The 19039-nt window shown below is 65.3% G+C and carries 1 protein-coding gene and 1 pseudogene; both read left to right on the top strand.

Features of this window, described 5'->3' with window-relative positions:
- Positions 1-971 precede the first annotated feature (971 nt).
- Positions 972-17334 (top strand): annotated as a pseudogene (locus FXB40_RS50395) (leukotoxin LktA family filamentous adhesin).
- A 6-nt stretch (positions 17335-17340) separates the two neighbouring features.
- Complete coding sequence (locus FXB40_RS16405) at positions 17341-19035, top strand: ShlB/FhaC/HecB family hemolysin secretion/activation protein (RefSeq protein ID WP_148773220.1); 1695 nt, start codon at positions 17341-17343, stop codon at positions 19033-19035.
- Positions 19036-19039 lie beyond the last annotated feature (4 nt).

Consider the following 19039-nt stretch of genomic DNA (forward strand, 5'->3'; position numbering starts at 1 on the left):
CGATCTATGTCGGGCCGTCCAACGATCCGAACGGCACCGCGCCGCCCGCCGGCACCGTATTCCTGAGCAACGCGACGATCGCGAACTATCTCGCCTCGCTGGCCGGTTCGAGCACGTTCGCGCTGACCGCGACCAATTCGCTGTACGTCGACAACGGCGGCAGCGTCGCCGCCGGGGCGGCCCGTAACGTCAACCTGACGGCGGGCTCGTTGATCTCGTTCGGCGGCAATACCACCCTGACTGGCAATACGATCCTGCTCAATGCCGGTCGCACCGGCACGCTCGCAGTCAACGCCGCTTACAATGGCGGCGCGACGATCACCGCACAGACGCCGCTGCAACTGACGGCATCGCAGGTCAAGTTGACCAGCACCGACACCGTCTACATCGGGAACGCGTCTACCGACGCCAATGCGAGCGCGGCAGGCTTCATCGATAACGCGACCATTGCGCGCTATATTGCGGCGCTGCACGGCGTCGGGGCGATCTCGATTTCGGCGCTCACCCCGGATTCGGCGACAACCTCGCTCACCGTCGATGCCAGTGGCAGGATCGACAGTACGCGCAAGGACGCGAACTCCCACGCGACCGCCAACGGTATCAACGTCTCGCTGTCAGCGGCCGCGGTGACCGTTGCCGCGGGTGCCGTGATCGACGCCCAGGCCGCCAATGCGGGTGGGACCACCTTCCGGTCTGGCACCGTTTCGATCGCAGCCAGTTCGCTTCCCTTCATCAATGATCCCATCCACAATCCGCTCAACCTGCCGGACCCGCCTACGGGCGGCGCGCTGACGATCAATGGCACGGTCAAGGGCAGCGGAATCGCGCTTTCTGCCGGCGGTATCGACGTCGCGGGCACGGCGGCGCTGCTCGTCGACACCGGCGGCAGCGTGCGCTTCAGCTTCTGGAACAGTGAAAACGTCAACAATAGCTCGGGCAACAACGGGTCGAACGGGACTCTGTCGAACAACGTGATCGCGAGCTATATCGCGGCGATGCAGGCGGGCGGGACGTTCGTCCTGTCGTCGCTCGGCGACTGGACCACGTCCCTGAGCTCCACCGCCGTGATCAATGGCGGCAGCAACGTCAAGATCGCGTTTTCGTCGAAGGCGTTTTCGGTCGCACCCGGCGCCCAGGTCATTGCGGGTACGGTCGGCTTCAGCTTTGATCAGGACGACGTCTATATCGGCCCCACCGGCGACGCCAACGCGAACAGGACCGGGTTCGTCAGCAATGACACGATCGCCAATTTGATCCTGGCGATGCCGAGCCTCAGCACGTTCTCGATCAGCAGCAACAACTCGATCACCATCGATTCCGGAGGCGTCATCGATACACGTCTCCTGAACGGCTCCGGCTTCTCCCAGGGTTATGTGCACAGCATCTCGCTGAGCGCGCCGTCGATCTCGGTCATGCAGAATGCCGAAATCAGGGCGCAGGTCATCAACAACGGAACCAGCTTCACCAGCGGCGATGTCAGCCTGATCGCGACCGCCAGCCAGACGCTGTTGTCGGGGCCGGCTAGCGCGACCACCGGTATCACCGTCGACGGCAAGATCACCGGCGCCAACATCACCATTCAGGCCAATTCGACTGCCACCTCGAATCTGACGAGCACGATCGTGGGCGATCTCGTGATGGTGGCCGGAGCGACTGTGGCGGCGAACCTCGGCGGTATCAACGGCGGATACGTCGCCGCCAATACGGTCGCAAAAGTCGCGATCACGGGTCACGCCGACATCAACGGCAGCGGCAACGTGCTGATTTCCGCGCATGGTACCCAGGACGCCGAAGATCCCGTGATTGCAGCCGGGATATTGTCGCCGCTCGGCGTCGCGGTCGTCATCGGCAACGTGACGGCCGACGTCTCGACGATCGTGTCATCCGGCGCCTCGATCCGCGCGGGCGGGGGCATTCTGGTCGGCGCAGCCACCGACACCACATTGAACGTGTCATCGCTTGCAGTCACGACAGGCGGTCTATACCTGGCGTCAACCGCGGTCGGTCTCGCCAACATCAAGACCGAAGCGACCGTCAACTCGGGCGCGACTATCTCCAGCGGCAATCAGGGACTTCAGGTCTCCGCGAACAACTTCAGCAACTTCTCGGTCAGTGCGACGGCGTTCGGATTCAACCCGCTGTTGAGCACCAGCGACGCCGGCGGCATGGGGGGCGCCGTTGCGGTGAGCAACATCAATGTCGCGACCACGGCGACGATGGGCGCCAATTTCGGCAGCAACGGCGCCAACCAGACCGGCAACCTCCTGGTGGCCGCGGCTTCCGACATTGCCCAGAACGCGACGAGCGCATCGGTCACGCTCGGATCGCCCGGATTGCTCGGCGCCATCGTCAACGGCGCGGCCGGCGCGTCGACGGGCTTCCAAAGTGTGGCCAGCACGCTGCTGACGCCGATTACGGACATCAAGCTGCCGTTCAAGGTCGCGGGATCGTTGGCGCTTGCGACGACGTCGGAATCGGCCAACGCCGCCATCGCAGCCACGAACGGCGGGTCGGCGCCGCAGGTCTACACGTCCGGCGACGTCGCCGTGGTCAGCCAGTTGATCGACGACCGGATCCGCAACAATTCCTCCTCGACGGTGAACGTCAGCAGCGCGGACAAGGGTCCTGCATTTGCGATCTCCGTCGCAGTCGCCTTCGGCGAGTACACCCACAACTCGAACGCCTATGTCGGGTCGAACGTGGTCATCCACGCGGCCGATATCGGCGTCGCGGCCTTGACGACCATACCCAACACCAACTCCTGGGAGGAGTGGAACGGTCTCAGCGACACGCTCAACCATCTCAACGCCAATTTCGGCGTCGTCAACAATATCGTCACCACCTATGCCAACGCGAACTCCAGCGGCGGCGGCACCGTTTCCGCCGCCGGCTCGTTCGCCTATTTCGGCCTGACCGACAACACCACGGCCTGGGTCGGCAGCGGTGCGCAACTGTATTCGACCCGTACGACGGGCACGCCCGCCTGGACGGCGACGGCGGCCTACAACATCGACGGGGTGACCATTGCGCAGGGCTTCGCCTCGGCGCTGACGGTTTCGGCCTACACCTACAACACGTCGATCGACATCGGCGGCGTGTTCGGGCCGCTGGTGCTGCTGCCGGGCTCCGACAGCCCGGGAACGGCGGCGGGCGGAACGCTCAACCTGATCCAGTCCACCAGCAACACGATTGCCGGCGTTTCCTCCGGCGCCACGCTGGATTCGCAGACCGACGTCAGCGTGACCGCGAATACAACCGACCTGCTGTTCGCGATCGCGCCGACGTCCGGCTCGTCGGCCGGCAGCGGGGCGCTGAACGGCATCCTGTCGATGGCCTCCATCGACAACACGACCCACGCCTCGATCAGTTCGCTGGCCACCGTCATCTCGCAGGGTTCGGTGCAGATATCGGCCAACCAGAACGTGTCGCTGTTCTCGCTGTCGGGCGCGATCCAGCTCGGCACCACCTCAGGCGTCGGCGTCTCCGCCGCCTACATGACGGCGCTCGCCGACACCGCCGCCTATATCGGAGATAACCGCAACGACATCGTGGGCGGGCCCTTTGCGACCGACGATCCGAACGCCCTGGGCGGTTCGGGCGGTCACGTGACCACCAAGAGCCTGCAGGTCAACGCCGCGACGGCGGGCCGGGTCACGGTTGCCGCGGTCGCAGCGGTGGAATCCGATCCGTTCGCGCAGATCGGCTATGTCAGCAAGGCAACGGCACTCTACAAGTCGCCGCCCTTTGGTGGATTGGGCGCCCTCGAAGTGGCCAAGCAGGCCGCCGCGAAGAAGAACGGCACCTCGAAGTTCAGCATCGACATCGCCGGCAGCTCCGCGGTCTCGGCCACGTCGCTCGACACCTCGGCCTACGTCAAGGGCGTCACCGTCAACAGCGGCAGTCCCTATACGTCCACGGACGCGCCCGTCATCCAGGTCCAGGCACTCAACGACACCATCACCACCAACGGCTCAGGCTCCGGCGCGCTCAACCTTGCGGGCGGGAGCGCGACCAGCGCCGCGATCGCCGGTGCGATCTCGATCGCGCTGTCCAGCAACTCGACCACGGCCTACATCGCCAATTCGACGGTTTCGGACGAAACGGCCGTCAACGTCCGGGCGCTCAGCGGCGGTTCGCTGACGGCGGTGGCGATCGCGCTCTCCGCGACGCGCAGCGGCCTCGCTGCCTCGGTATCGGCTTCGGTCGGCTCGATCTCGGATTCGGCGACCGCCTATATCGACAACTCGACCATCACCGGCGTGAGCGGCGGCACCGCGAACGCAGCCAATGTCAACGCGTACCAGACCTCGAATATCGCGATCGGCGGTGGCTCACTTTACCTCAACGGGGACAAGAACGCGGCCGGCCTGGCGCTGACTTATGCCGAGATCCGCAATCCCGGCGGCAGCAACGCCGTCGATGCGCATATCTCGGGTTCTACCGTGACGGGGTTCAACGCGCTGACAGTCATCGGCGACGACGCCAGCGTGATCGCGGCCGGCGGCGCTTCGGGCGGCTACGCCGAAAACGGATTGGCCGGGTCGATGGTCATCAGCGAGATCAGCCCGACCGTGCTGGCCTATATCAGCTCGAGCACCATCACGGCTTCGGGCGGAAACGTCACCGTCAGCGCCGAGAGTGTCGATATCGCCTCGCTGGACGATGCGCTCGGCACGCTGGTGCGCGCCACCAACCACGGCCAGCTGGCGCATGATAATTGCACGACGTCGAGCGGGTCGCAGGCTTGCGTGGACTTCAGCGGAGCCGCGCTCAACGGCGGTGTCGGCGCCGGACCCGGAGCCGCGATCACGTCGGTTGCGGGCATCATCCAGGCCGGCAAGAACAATATCGGCATCGCCATCGTCGTCGACGAAATCAGCGCCACGCGTTCGGCCTACGTCACCAAGACCCTGATGACCGTGACGAGCGGCAACGTGCTGGTTGCCGCGGAAGACTCCTCGAAGATCCAGTCCGTTGCGGTCGGATTCGGTCTGTCGACCGGACAGTTTGCCGGACAGGGCGGCGCCGTCATCAGCACCATCAAGAACAACGTGTCTGCGGCCATCGGCGACGCCAATTCGACCACCTCCGATACGGTGGTGAGCGCGGGCAACGTCACCGTACAGGCGCTCGACAATTCTGCGATCACCTCGACTGCGGCGGTCGCGGGAGCGTCCACCCAGGGCAGCGCCGGCGGTCTTGCCATCGTCTATAGCGAGATCGACAACCAGCTCAACGCCAACGTCACGAGCGCTAAGGTGCTCGCCAGCAACGACGCCGTGGTCAGCGCCACTTCGAACGGCAGGATCTCGACGGTCGCCGTCGGCGTGGCGTTGTCCTCGCAGATCGGCCTCGCCGGATCGGTCGCGACCAACCTGCTGGGCACCAACGTCACGGCCAGCATCACCAGCGGGGCGGACGTCACGGCCAACAACAATGTCGGCGTGATCGCCAACAATTCGGACAACATCGTCGTGTCCGCCGGCGCGCTCTCGATCTCCAAGGGCCCGGCCGGCGGCGCCGGCTCGATCGTGACCAACCAGATCACCGGCAGCACCTCGGCCTATATCAGCGGATCGAGCACCAAGGTCGACGCGCTCGGAACCAGCTCGAGCGACACGTTGTCGGTCAATAGCGGCACGCTGGCGCACGCGAGCGATCTCAGCGGCTTCCAGGCGCCGACCGACAGCACGCCCAACCTCAGCGAGACCCAGGATACGGTGAAGGGCCTTGCCGTGGTGGCGAGCTCGCACCAGGCCGTCGTGACCAATGTCATGACGATCTCGGCGGGCACCGGCATCTCGATCATGATCAACCCGATCACCTCGGTGTTGAGCGGGTCGACCAACGCTTACATCGACGGCGCCAGCATCGACACGCGCCTCACCAGTGCGAGCCTACTGCCGCAGATCGACGTCGCCGCCTCGAGCTTCTCTTATTCGGGCGCGTTCGGCGCCGGCATCGTGCCTCCAACCGGCAACGGCGGTGGCGGCGCGACCATCATCTCGACGACGATGTCGCGCACCACGATGGCCACCATCACCAATGCGACCGTCGGCAGCCTTTCGGCGACACCGTCCGCGACGGTCGGCGCGGTCACTGTGAAGGCCAATGCCGAGCAGGATGCGTCCTCGATCGGCATCGGCTTCAACACCGGCTCGGTCGCTCTGAACATCTTCACCGCGACCACTGAGGCCTATGTCGACGGCGGTGCGATGACGGCGTCGTCGCTGACCGTGAATGCCAATGACACCACCGCCATCTACTCGGCGGGCGGCTCGGCGGCCTATGGCAGCCAGGCCGCGGTCGCCGCGGCCTTCCTGGTCCAGGTCTCGGCGAACCGGACCGAGGCCTATGTCGGCGACGAGTTCTACTATCACGGCGGCAGCACGACGCACACGACCGCGCTCAATCTGAGCGGCGCGCTCGACGTCGAGGCCAACACGGTCGATCGCTTCCAGGCCTATTCGGTCGGCGGCTCGCTCGCGACCGGATCGGCCGCGATCGCCGGCATGGCGAATATCGAGATCGCCAATAACACCACCATCGCCGGTGTCTATGACACCACGCTGCGGTCGCCCACGGGTGGCGCGGCCGGCGCGGTCACCATCATCGCGAACGAGGACGTCGCGATCAAGGAGATCGCCGGCGCGCTCGCGATCGGCGCCAGCGGCTCCGGCGTCGGCGTCGGTGCGGCCGCCAACGTGCTGGTCTTCAAGAGCCAGACCATTGCGGAAAGCGTCAACAGCAGCCTGAACTCCGCCGGCGCGATCAATGTCAGCGCGCTCAGCACCAAGGAAGTGCTGTCCTACGCGGTCACCGCGGGCATCGGCGGCAGCGTCGGCATCGGTGCGACGGTCGGCGTCATCATCATCGGCGAGAACACGGCCGATTCCGACACCCAGATCCAGGAAACCGGGCAACTCGACCAACGCGACAACAACGGCCACAACGCCGGCACCATCACGGCGGTCAACAACAGCACCAGCAATTCGCACGGCAGCGATGCGGTGGCGAGCGGCACCGCCGGCAATCCGAACAACGCCCATGTCACCTCGACCTACGACGTCAGCACCGTGCTGGTCGGCGGTGCCGACGGCGTCACGGCGCAGATCGCGGGCGGCACCACCGTGGGCACGCAGGTCAATGTCGGCGCCACCAGCGCCAACGCGACCAAGATGTATCTGCTCGGCGCCGGCTTCGCCAAGAATGTCGGCATCGGTGCAGGCATCGGCTACACCAGCGTCAACAGCCGTGTGACCGCCAATTTGAGCTCGGCCGTCACCGCGCCGTCCGTCATGGTTGCGGCGGTGGTCAAGGACGCCGGCACCGGGCCTTATGCCGGTCAGACCATCAACACCGAGGCCATCGCCGGCGGCGCTGCGCTTTACTTCGGCGCGGATGCCGCGGTGGCGATCGGCAACGTCTCCAATCACGTGACGGCTGAGCTCGGCGGCTCCGTGACCGGGACGGGCGGCGCCGGTGTCGCCGTGATGGCGCAGGATTCCACGACCCAGATCGTCTTCACCGGCGGTGTCACCGCCGGCGCCGCGGCGGTTGGCGCCTCGATCTCGACGGCGAGCCGGTCGAGCACGGTCTCGGCAGATGTGCTGCAGGGTGCCAACATAAATACCTCGACACTCGCGGTCGGCGCACAGGGCGCGGGCACCTTGACCACGACGGCAACGGCGCTCGGCGGCGGTATCGTCGCAGGCGTCGGTGCCGACGCCGAGGCCCACGAGAATTCGAGCGTGACCGCCGATATCGGCCCGGGCTCCACGATCGCGACGTCCGCGACCGGGGCCGGCACGCTGGTGTCGGCGTCGATCACGCCCAATCTGTCGAGCAGCGCGATCGGCGTCTCGGTCGGCGGCGGTGCGGTTGGCGTCGCCATCGCCCAGTCGACGGTCGGCGCCCAGGTCACGGCCGATATCGGCGACAACACCATCTTCTCGGGCGGCGCGATCTCCGTGGCGGCCATGGCGCTGGTCCCGACCGGCGGCACGACGACCTACGCCTGGGCCCTCGCAGGTGGTGGCGGATCGCTGATCGGTGCCGAGGGCGGCCGCGCCAAGGCTTCGGAGAACGCGACGGTCAACGCCTATGGCGGGACCGGAATTACGCTTCCCAACGCCAACGTGACCATTGCAGCCGAAAACGACAGCGCCCAGTACGCGGAGGCGACCGGCCTTTCGACCGGCTTCCTGGCCTTGGGCGCGAGCGTCGCGCAGGTATCGTCCAGCGCGCACACCTACGCCTATCTCGGGGCGGGCGCGATCACGTCGGCGTCCAACATCGGTGCTCTCCAGATCACCGCGACCGGCGTCGATGCCAACGTCGCCAATGCCATCGTCGGCGCGGGCGGCACCTATGCCGGTGCCGCGGCGGTGGCGACCACCAGCTCGACCGCAACCACCCAGGCGCGGATGGACGGCAACTTGACCGACGACACGCTCTATTTCGGCGGCCTCAACATCCGCGCCAAGCACACCACGAACTATGCCGCCAGCGGCGACGCCTACCAGGCCTCCACCGCCGGCGTCGCCGGCGGCAGCGCGCGAAACACCATCACCACGGACACGACCGCCGAGGTCGGCACGCACCTGATCATCAATTCGGCCGGCGGCGACATGGATGTCATCTCCAACGACATCGTCAACCAGGCCGGCGGCGGTGCACGTTCGGGTTCGGGCGGCATGTTCTCGGGCGCCGCAGCGCTCAGCAACTCGACCGTCACCCAGACCGTGACCACCAATATCGACGCCGGAACGGTCCTGAGCCTCAATGCCGATCCGCGGACAACGAGCGCGGTGATCAACATCGAAGCCTACAACACGCTGAATACGAACGACACGGTGAGCCTGGCCACGGCGAGCTTCTTCGCCGGCGGCGGCGCCGAATCCGACATGACGGCGAATGCCACGCTCCAGGTCAACATCAATGCCCGCGAGCTCTTCAGCGCAGGCAGGATCTATGTCGGCACGGCCGCGAAGATGGCGGCGGCCAACAATGCCAACGCCAGTCTCTACGGCGCGATCGCCGGCGTCGGCGCCAGCACCAACAGCTGGGTTCACGCCAACCAGGCCGTGAACGTCGGCAGCAACGCGAAGGTCGAGGCCTGGGGCGATATCACCATCTATGCGGGTCTCGCCGGCGACGGCAGTGTCTTCAGCAGCGTGCAGGCGACGGCGACGACGGTCGTCTACAACAACACCGCTGTTCCGATNNTATAAGAGACAGGCCCTGTACCGCGGCACGGCCAATGCCGACGACACCACGAGCCTGACGCTCGCCAACACGTCGAGCGTGCTCGGCGTGCAAAACATCTTCCTGGGAGCAACCCAGGCGCAGGTCACTGCCGCCGGCAACGGCAGCAACTACAATCCGTATCTGGACATCTTCAGCGCCAAGAACAGCGACAACCACAGCCACACCAGCGGAACCGGCGATGTCGCGCTCAATGGCCTGGTGGTGGCGGGCATCAACGACGATGTGACGATCACGATCGAGCTGGGCGCCACCACGCCGACCTTGAGCACAACCAGTCCTTACTCGTCGCTGACCAACGGCGGCTCATCGGTTCTCGAATACGTCTCCGACGTCAATCACTTCAATCCGGTGATGAGCTGGAACCACCAGACGGTCCAGTACACCGTCGTCCCCAGCTTCAATCCCTACCAGCTGATCGTCAACCAGCTGGTGTCGCTGACCGGCCTGACCGCGGCGCAAATCCGCTCCAGGCTCGCGACGTCATCGATCGCGAACCCGGCCGCGATGTCGCCCTCCGGGACCGATCCGACCGGCGACATCCAGCGCCAGATCAACACATTGATCCAGCAGGCGCCCTTTACGACCGACGCTGCGGGTAACGCCTTCGCGCTCGGCGACATGCTGGTATCCGCCGGCAACGTCTCGATCCTGGCGCAGAAGCTGACCGGGAACAGCGGCACGAATCCCGCTGCGCCGGCCGTCATCGCGCGCAGCTCGCCGATGATCAAGATCGAGAACAAGGGTCTCGACTTCATGGACCTGAACAACCTCACGATCACCAATGTGAGCGGAGGCAACATCACCTATCGCCAGATCGATCATGTCGATCCGGATTCGCATTCCAACGTGACCTTCACCGCCACGCCGAGCGCGTCGCCGCTGATCGACATCTCGGCCACCTACAACCGCCTGGATGCCGTCACCGGCCAGGCCGTCGACCAGAACGGCAACGCGCTCACCAGCACGCCTGACATCTATCTGGACGGGGCCATCATCAACGACAACGGCGTGCTCAAGATCACCAACAATTCGGGCAGCGTTGTCGCGTCGCAGGCCATGAATGCCGCGACCATCCAGATGGTGGTGCCCAAAGGCTCGTTCACCTTCCTCGGCGGTCTCGGGAGCTTCAAGGACACCAACGGCACCGTCGCCGATCAATGGGCGAGTACGGAATTCAAGCCGGGTGACAACGACACGCTGACGGCGGTGATGTTGGCGGCGACCTATCTTGGCGCCTACGGCGATTACGCGACCAGCCCGCACATCGCCGGGGGCGGCAATCACCCGTATTTCTACTATTGCTGCGTCGACGGCAATACCGGCGTTCAGCAAACGGCCGCCAACAGCACGATCTTCACCGCGCGCCTGCTGGATCTGTATTTCGACGGCACCTCGCTCTATTCGGCGATCTTCCTGCCGGCGGGCCAGGGCGCGCCAGGCGACGGAAATCAGAACGCCGGCAGCGTGCCGTACCCCGCCACGCTCGCAGTCATCGAGGGTCCGACGACGCAGACCATCACGACCGCTCCGTGGCATCAGCACGACTATGACGGCCAGGGAGTCTACAGCGGCACGACCAACGGTACGAGCACATACTCCACCCCGTTCAATTGTGCGAACTGCGATGCCTACTTCCAGGTCATCAACATCCAGCCGGCCGCGATCACGCCGGTCACCGCGGCTGCGCCGCGAGTCCAGCCTCAAAACGATGCGCAGATCATCGGCAAGGCGATCATCATCTCGGCGTCCGTGATCAACATCAACGGCACCCTCCAGAGCGGCTCGAGCAGCAATTACTCGGTCAACATCGGCGGCAACGCCCTGAGGGACATCAACATTCTCAAGAGCGGCACGGGCCTTGCCCAGGCCCAGGCCAATGCGCAGCACGGCGTCTATTGGGACATCCCGGTTGGCGATCTGACGACCTCGGGCACTGGCGACGCCGCGATCGGGGCGAAGTACAACGTTCTTACCGACCAGATCGTCCTGAACAGCGTGGTGCAGGGCTCGGGCGGCTACATCTATTTGAACGGCAAGATCATCTCGACCTCGACCCAGGACGGCCAGTTGCAGGGCAAGCTCGTGATCAACGGCGGCGCCGGCACGGTCACGGTCAACAACAGCACCGGCCTGCAACTCGTCACCAACACCATCAACACCGGCGTCACCACCCCGAGCGTGATCGAGATCGTCGATCAGCTCAAGCAGCAGACCAAGTGGTACGTGTTCGATCCCACCGCTGCGGCGGGCCAGCAGGTGTCGACCTATGTGACCAACAGCGTCGATGCAAACCAGTACACCGGCTCGATGCTCACCGGTGTCAGCGGTACGGCGGGTGTCCAGTACGCGCCGCAGGCCAATATGCTTTATCAGTGGGTCGACACGGCGACGCTGGATCGTTCGCCGACCAGCACGCAGTTCGACTACGGCTGGACTTATACCGGCGCGCATCCTTGGAACCGCACGGTCAGTCTGGTGTCCGGTACGCAGGCCTCCAACTACCAGGAAGTCGTCACCGCGACCGGCAGCTATTACACTCCGAACGACAGCAGGCCGGGCAACAACGGGCAGAACACCCATTCCAACGCGTGTTGCGGCGCGGACTCCCAGTTCAACTGGTACCAGGAGATCTACACGCACCTGACCCTGACGCTGACCAACACGGTCAAGGCGTCGAACCCGATCAACATCCAGTTCAACGGCGGCAGCACCAGCACGGTGGCGGTCACTTCGAACTCCAGCATCGTCCTCAACGGGTCGGTCAACAACCAGCAGGGCACGACCTCGTTCACGGCGACCGGCGCCAACTCGTCGATCACGGTCGGCGCGAACGCGAACAACCCGGTGATCTCCGGCACCAGCGTCAGCCTGTCGGCGCCGGGCGGCATCGGCACGCTCGGCGCCAACGGGACACCGGTCCAGGTGCAGCTCTATGGCGGCAGCCTGACCGCCAATTCGATCGACCACGACATCTCGATCGCCGCGATCGGCGCGCTCTCGATCAACCAGGTGAAGGTTGCCCCGACCGTCACCGGCCACGCGCCGCAGGGCAGCGTCTTCCTCTCGGCCATCGGCGACATCAACTCGGCGTCCCCCTACGACATCACCAACCCCGTCGTGATCGGCAAGAATATCGAGATCGATTCCGCCGCCGGTGCGATCGGAGCGACGAGCAGCGTCGTCAATGGCGCGTCGACGCTGACCAACATCAATCCGCTGGTGATCCAGGCGACGGGCACGGTTCAGACCAACGGCACCGTCGATGGCGGGGTTCTCGACAGCTCCTCGGCCACCGGCGCCTACATCGTCCAGTCCAAGGGCGATCTGCGCCTCGGCACGGTCCAGTCGACCGGCGGTCCGATCTTCCTGGAGGCGGCCGGCTCCGACGGCAACCAGGCCAACATCCTGAACGGCCGCGCGGCCGCCGGCATCACCGCGGCGGAGAGCGCGCATCTCCAGTCCGTCTGGGCCAATCTCGACCTGCTCAACGGCAACCCCGCCACCGCCGCCGTCAACAGCTACCAGTCCATGGTCACGTCGGCCTACAACGACTACTTCCAGCTCAAGAACATCGCCTTCGCGAACGGCAGCACCTACAACCCGACCTCGGTGGGTCTGACGGTGTTGAGGGCGCAGGTGGCGGCCAAGCTCGGCATCGATCCTTCCAGGGTCACGACGACGGACATGCAAATCGAGGCCACGACGCGGTTCCTGAGGGATCAATTCCTGCTCGGCAAGATCAACACCGACCAGCTCAAGAGCTCGCTGGCGACCTTGCCCGGCGCGGCACCCGCAGATCCGCTGGCGACCGTGTTCGGCAGCTCGCTGTCGACGACCCTGTTCGCAAAACTGTTCGACGGCGTGGCGACCGCCAATCAGCGGCTGCCGAGCAACGCGGCGCTGCAGACGGCGCTGAATGCCTACAATGCGAACTATACCTACACGCTCGCATCGACCGAGACGGTCTACAGCATCATTACCGCGGGCGCGCAGTGGACGCAGAGCCAGCTTGCCTACACGGTCTCGTCGTCGGCCGTCGGCGCGGCGCCGCCGCCGATCGACACGAACGTTGCGGCCAATATCAGCGCAAGCCAGATCATGCTCTACGCGCCGCATGGTTCGGTCGGCAATTCGGCCGCGCCCCAGACGTTCACCTTCACCAGCGTCGATTCCTCGTCGCTGACCACGGATCAGAGGGCTTTGCTCTCCTCGGCCGGTCCCGGTCAGCTCACCGTCGGCGCGACCACGGATCCGACGACCCATGTCGTGACCTATACGGTCAGCCTGTCGCAGCAAAACCTCGTCCTCCTCGACAACCCGACCGCGATCTCGGCCAACGCGTTGTCGAACATCTATCTCGGCAGCAAGAACAGCCTCTCGCTCGGCGGCGTCACCGCGAGCTACGGCCCGATCGCGGCGGCGCAGGCTAACGGCATCCAGGTGACCGGCCGCGGCGACGTCAAGCTCGATGCCGTGACCGGCATCACCGCTGCCGCCGGCGTGACCGGCGTGCCCGTGATCTCAGGTGATATCGCCAACCTGACCCTGATCGCCGAGCACGGCAATATCGGCGCGCCCGGGGCCGCCGGAAGCAATCCCGCGAGCAACGCGAATGCGATCCAGATCGCCTTTGCCAGCCCGGCCAACGACCAGCTCGACCAGGTCTCGTCCGGGCAGGGCATCTATGTGAAGCAGACCACCGGCGATCTCATCCTCGGCAACATCTCTGCCGGCAACGAGATTCAGCTCGCCGCGACCGGCAGCATCTACGGCGAGGCCGGTTTCTCGGACCGTACCGCAATCCACATTCTGGGCACCGACCTCGACCTGCGCGCCGGCGGCAATATCGGCTTCAACGGCTCGACCTTCCAGCCGCTGCAGGTGAATATCTCCGGCGCCGTCACCGGCTCTGCGGGCGGCGCTTTCAGCCTTCTCGCGGTCACCGGCGACATGGGGGTCGGCACCAGCGGTGCCTATGGATCGCTGACGGCGGGCGGCGCGATGACGTTGAACGTGGCGCGCGGCGCGCTCACCATCAATGCCGACCTCACCAGCGACGGCTTGATGCAGCTCCTTGCCAACCGCGGCATCACCTTCACCGCCGGCACCAGCACCGCGCCGGTGGTTGCGACCAGCACTTCCGGCGGGGTGACGCTGGTGGCCGCGACGCTGTCGATGGGCGCCTATTCGGCCATCAACGCTGCCGGGACGATTTCGGTGACGACCACGGGCGATGCGACGATCGGTCAGCTGAATTCGTCGCAGTCCTATGCCGCGGCCGGCAACGCGCCGTCGATCATCGTCACCGCCGGCGGCGTCGCCTCGCTCGGAGCGATCCTCGACAATGGCGACGGCCAAACCAAGTTCGTCGCGTCCGGCTCGGGCGCCGAACTTTCGTTGAGCGCGTCGAACGGAATCGGCACCGCGACGAATCGGTTCATCTTCAGCGCGGCGCGGCTCTCGGCAAGCGCGAGCGCCGGCCACGTTTACCTGAAGGCGCTCACTGACACCGAGGCGAGCCTGCTCTCGGCGGTCAACGGCATCGTCGACATCCTCGGCACCGGCGGCCTCACGCTCGACCAGGTGGCCGCGGGCACGGCTGTGGGCGCGAGCGGCAGCTTCAGCGCCGTCACCGCCAACGGCAGCATCGTGATCGGGACCGCCAGCAGCAGCGGCTTGCAGACGATCCACGCCAGCCAGAACGTGACGTTCAACGCGCTCGCTTCCACCGGCAATGCCGGCGACGTCGGCAACATCAACGTCACCGCCGACAACGGCTTCATCCTGGCGCAGACGGTGACGTCAGGCGGGGCGACGACGCTGGGCTCGCTCTCCGCCAATGGCTCGGCGACGCTGTCGGCTGCCACGACCATCACCGGCAACACGCTTGCGGCGACGACCGGCTCAGGCCTGCTGACCGCCGGCGGCCCGATCAACTGGAACGTCCTCAACGTCGCAACGACGCTGGGCGCGATAGCGAGCCAGGGCAGCATCACCTTGCAGACCGCGCAGAGCGGAGGCTCGCAGACCATCCACGCCCACGACAATTTGACCTTCAACGCGCTGACGGCGACGGGCATCAATGGCGACGTCGGCAACGTCAACGTCACCGCTGACAATGGCTTCATTCTGGCGCAGACGGTGACGTCGGGCGGCGTTACGACGCTTGGCTCGATCTCCGCCAACGGCTCGGCGACGCTGCTGGCCGCCACGACCATCACCGGCAATACGCTTGCCGCGACGACCGGCTCAGGCCTGCTGACCGCCGGTGGCCCGATCAACTGGAACGTCCTCAACGTCGCGACGACGCTGGGCGCGACCGCGGGCCAGGGCAGCATCACCTTGCAGACCGCGCAGAGCGGCGGCACGCAGACCATCCGCGCCCACGACAATTTGACCTTCAACGCGCTGACGGCGACGGGCATCAATGGCGACGTCGGCAACGTCAACGTCACCGCCGACAACGGCTTCATCCTGGCGCAGACCGTGACGTCAGGCGGGGTGACGACGCTGGGTTCGGTCTCCGCCAACGGCTCGGCGACGCTGCTGGCCGCCACGACCATCACCGGTAACACGCTTGCGGCGACGACCGGCTCAGGCCTGCTGACCGCCGGCGGCCCGATCAACTGGAACGTCCTCAACGTCGCGACGACGCTGGGCGCGACCGCGGGCCAGGGCAGCATCACCTTGCAGACCGCGCAGAGCGGGGGCTCGCAGACCATCCACGCCCACGACAATTTGACCTTCAACGCGCTGACGGCGACGGGCATCAACGGCGACGTCGGCAACGTCAACGTCACCGCCGACAACGGCTTCATCCTGGCGCAGACGGTGATGTCAGGCGGCGTGCCGACGCTGGGTTCGGTCACGGCCAACGGCTCGGCGAAGCTGATCGCCGCCGGCACCAACATGGGTCATAACCTCACGGCCTCGACCGGCAACGCGCTCCTGCAGGGCACCGTCGTCAAGTGGGACAACCTCAACGTCGGCGGTACACTCGACATCACTGCGACGGCCGGAGGGATCACCCTCGGTACCGCCATCAGCGGTGGCACGCAGACCCTGCATGCCCACGACGACATCATCTTCAGCCAGCTCACCACGACGGGCATCCCGGGCGATGCCGGCGAGCTCATCGTCAAGTCCGACACCGGCTCGCTCCACGGCGGATCGATCACGGCCAACGGCGATACCCGTTTCGATGTAGCCGGGTCGGTCTCGTTCGACCGGATCAGCGGCGATGTCGTCAAGATGACCTCGTCGGGTGACCTGACCATCAACTGGGTCAGCGTGGTCAGGGAGCTCGACCTTGCCGCCGACACCATCACCGTCCGGGGTGAGCAGGTTCGCTCGAACCCACCGGTTCCGTTGATCCTGAACATCACCGGCTACAATGGCGGCGTCGCGAAGTATGCCAACATCTCGATCGATCCTGATACCATCATCGTCAACAACTTCAGGGTGGTGGACGCGAACTTCCTGACCGATGCGCACTCCGTGACGATCCTGAACGGCTACGTCCCGGGCCAGCTCCTGCTCACCACCGCGACCGAGCAGGTGCTGCTGAACAACCGTACGCTGGCGCCGAGCAACGGGCCGACGCTTCAGCTCTACCAGCCGGACGGCGTGTTCACGCTGAGCCAGGTCGGCAACGCCAACGTCACCAACGCCTATGTGGTGTTCTACACCGGTGATATCTCGGCAACAGTCTCCAATTACGGTTCGAGCCACGCCTGCTGCGGCAGCTACACGGGCGCCAGCATGGCGCGCAACGTCGCCGTCGATGGCGAGGGCTATGAGAGCATCGACACCTGGCTGGCGCAGAAGAGCGGGGCGGGAACATTCTACCAACTCGGTCTCTCCGGCCATGCACGGCTCGACGCATTGCTGACGCCGCGGCCGGTCGAGACCATCGGGTTTGGTCCCGCCGTGAACGTCGAAGGGCTCAGCGACATGCGCAAGCTGCGCCACCAGGGGCAGCGCACGGGGCGCCCGGGCTGGAAGGATGCTGCAATTGGTGCAATGACGAAGCCGGCGGTGAGTCGCCTCGCGGAGGCGTGGTAGGTCGGGATGCGGGTTCTGGGGCCAGCACTGGGGATCGGGCTTGCAGCGTCGAGCATCGTCGCCGCGCGCGCGCAGGTGCCGTCGATCAATCCCGGCGCGATCCAGAACGACATCGACCGCCAACGCCGCCAGATCGAACAGCAGAGTGAGCCACCCAAGCTGAACGGTCCGGCCGTGATCGGCGGTGCACGTGAGAAGTCGCCGCTGATGAAGCCGGGCGGTCCGAAATTCCGCCTGCGCAAGCTCGAATTCGACTCATCCAAATTCATCACGCCGGCCGAGCTGGACGAGATCGCGAAGAGATATGTCGGCAAGAACGTCGACATCGCGGCGCTGCTGCAGATCGTCGCCGATATCAATGCGATCTACACCGAGCGCGGCATCGTGACCGGCATCGCGACTCTGCCGGATCAGGATCCCAAGGACGGGACGGTCAAGATCAAGCTCACCGAAGGTCGGCTCCAGAAGACGACCATCGAGGGCAACAAGCAGACCCGCACCGACTACATCCTCCAGCGCGTCAAGGAACCGGAAGGCGAGGTCCTCGACGTTCCCAAACTCAATCGCGACGTGACCTGGTTCAACCGGACCAACGACGTGCAGATCAAGGCGCTGCTCCAGCCCGGCGCGAGCTTCGGCCTGACCGACCTGCAGTTTGCAGTGATCGAGCCGCCGGTCGACACCTGGCAGCTCTTCGTCGACAATCAGGCCGCGGAGAATACGGGCCGCTGGGAAGGCGGCACCTTCTACAAGCGCCACGGCCTGTTCGGCGTCGACGACCGCCTGACCTTTTACGGCGTCCGTTCCGACGGCAACCTCAACGGCAACGTTGCCTACAGCATCCCGGTCAACCCCTGGGGCGGCCGCGCCGGCGTCAGCTATACCGAAGGCAAGATCAAGATCATCGACGGGCCCTTCGTTGCGCTCGACGTCACGGGACGGTCGAGCCAGGCCGCGGTCAATTTCAGCCAGCCGGTCTGGGTGACGCAGAATTGGCTGGTGCTGCTCAACGCCGCCGAGACCGAAGGCAAGACGGTGAGCCGGTTCTCGACCGTCGCGGTGACCGACGACCATTACGACAAGGCCACGGCAGGTGTCTCCGTGACCAATTCCGGCAACACCTATTCGATCACGGTCTCGCCCGCCGTCAACTACATCGAATGGCAAGACCACGTGCTCGGCAACAATCGCACGTTCAACACCTATACCGGCACGATGCTCGCGACCAGCACCGCTGGCCCCGCCAATTTCAGCACCAACGTGCTCGCAAGCTGGCAGTACACGCAGGAGAAGCTGCTGCCGGGCGACCAGATCTTCACGATCGGTGGTCCCACCACCGTGCGCGGTTATCCGACTAACGCCGCGTCCGGCGACAGCGGCTATTATTTCAATGCCGAGCTGCACTACAACTGGTCGCAATGGCTGAGGGGATTTGACACCTACATCTTCACTGACATGGGTGCGGTGTATTCGACGTTCCCCGGCGTCACGGAACTGGCATCGGTCGGCGTCGGCTTCTCCTGGACGTATGCGCAGTTCATGACGTTCGAGGCCAATTACGCGACGCCACTGAAGATGGCGGTCTCGACCCAGCATCACTACGAGGCCTATGGCCGCGTCATCTTCCGCCCGCTGCTGATGTTCGAGAAGCAGAAGAGCGCCACGCCTGTGGCGGCCATTGCCGACAAGAGCAAGTCTTAGGACG

It is taken from the genome of Bradyrhizobium rifense, assembly GCF_008123425.1.
Lineage (GTDB): Bacteria > Pseudomonadota > Alphaproteobacteria > Rhizobiales > Xanthobacteraceae > Bradyrhizobium > Bradyrhizobium rifense.

What these genes read in the sequence shown, in the direction of transcription:
- FXB40_RS16405 (WP_148773220.1), top strand. Translation starts at nt 17,341, where the DNA reads ATGCGGGTTCTGGGGCCAGCACTGGGGATCGGGCTTGCAGCGTCGAGC.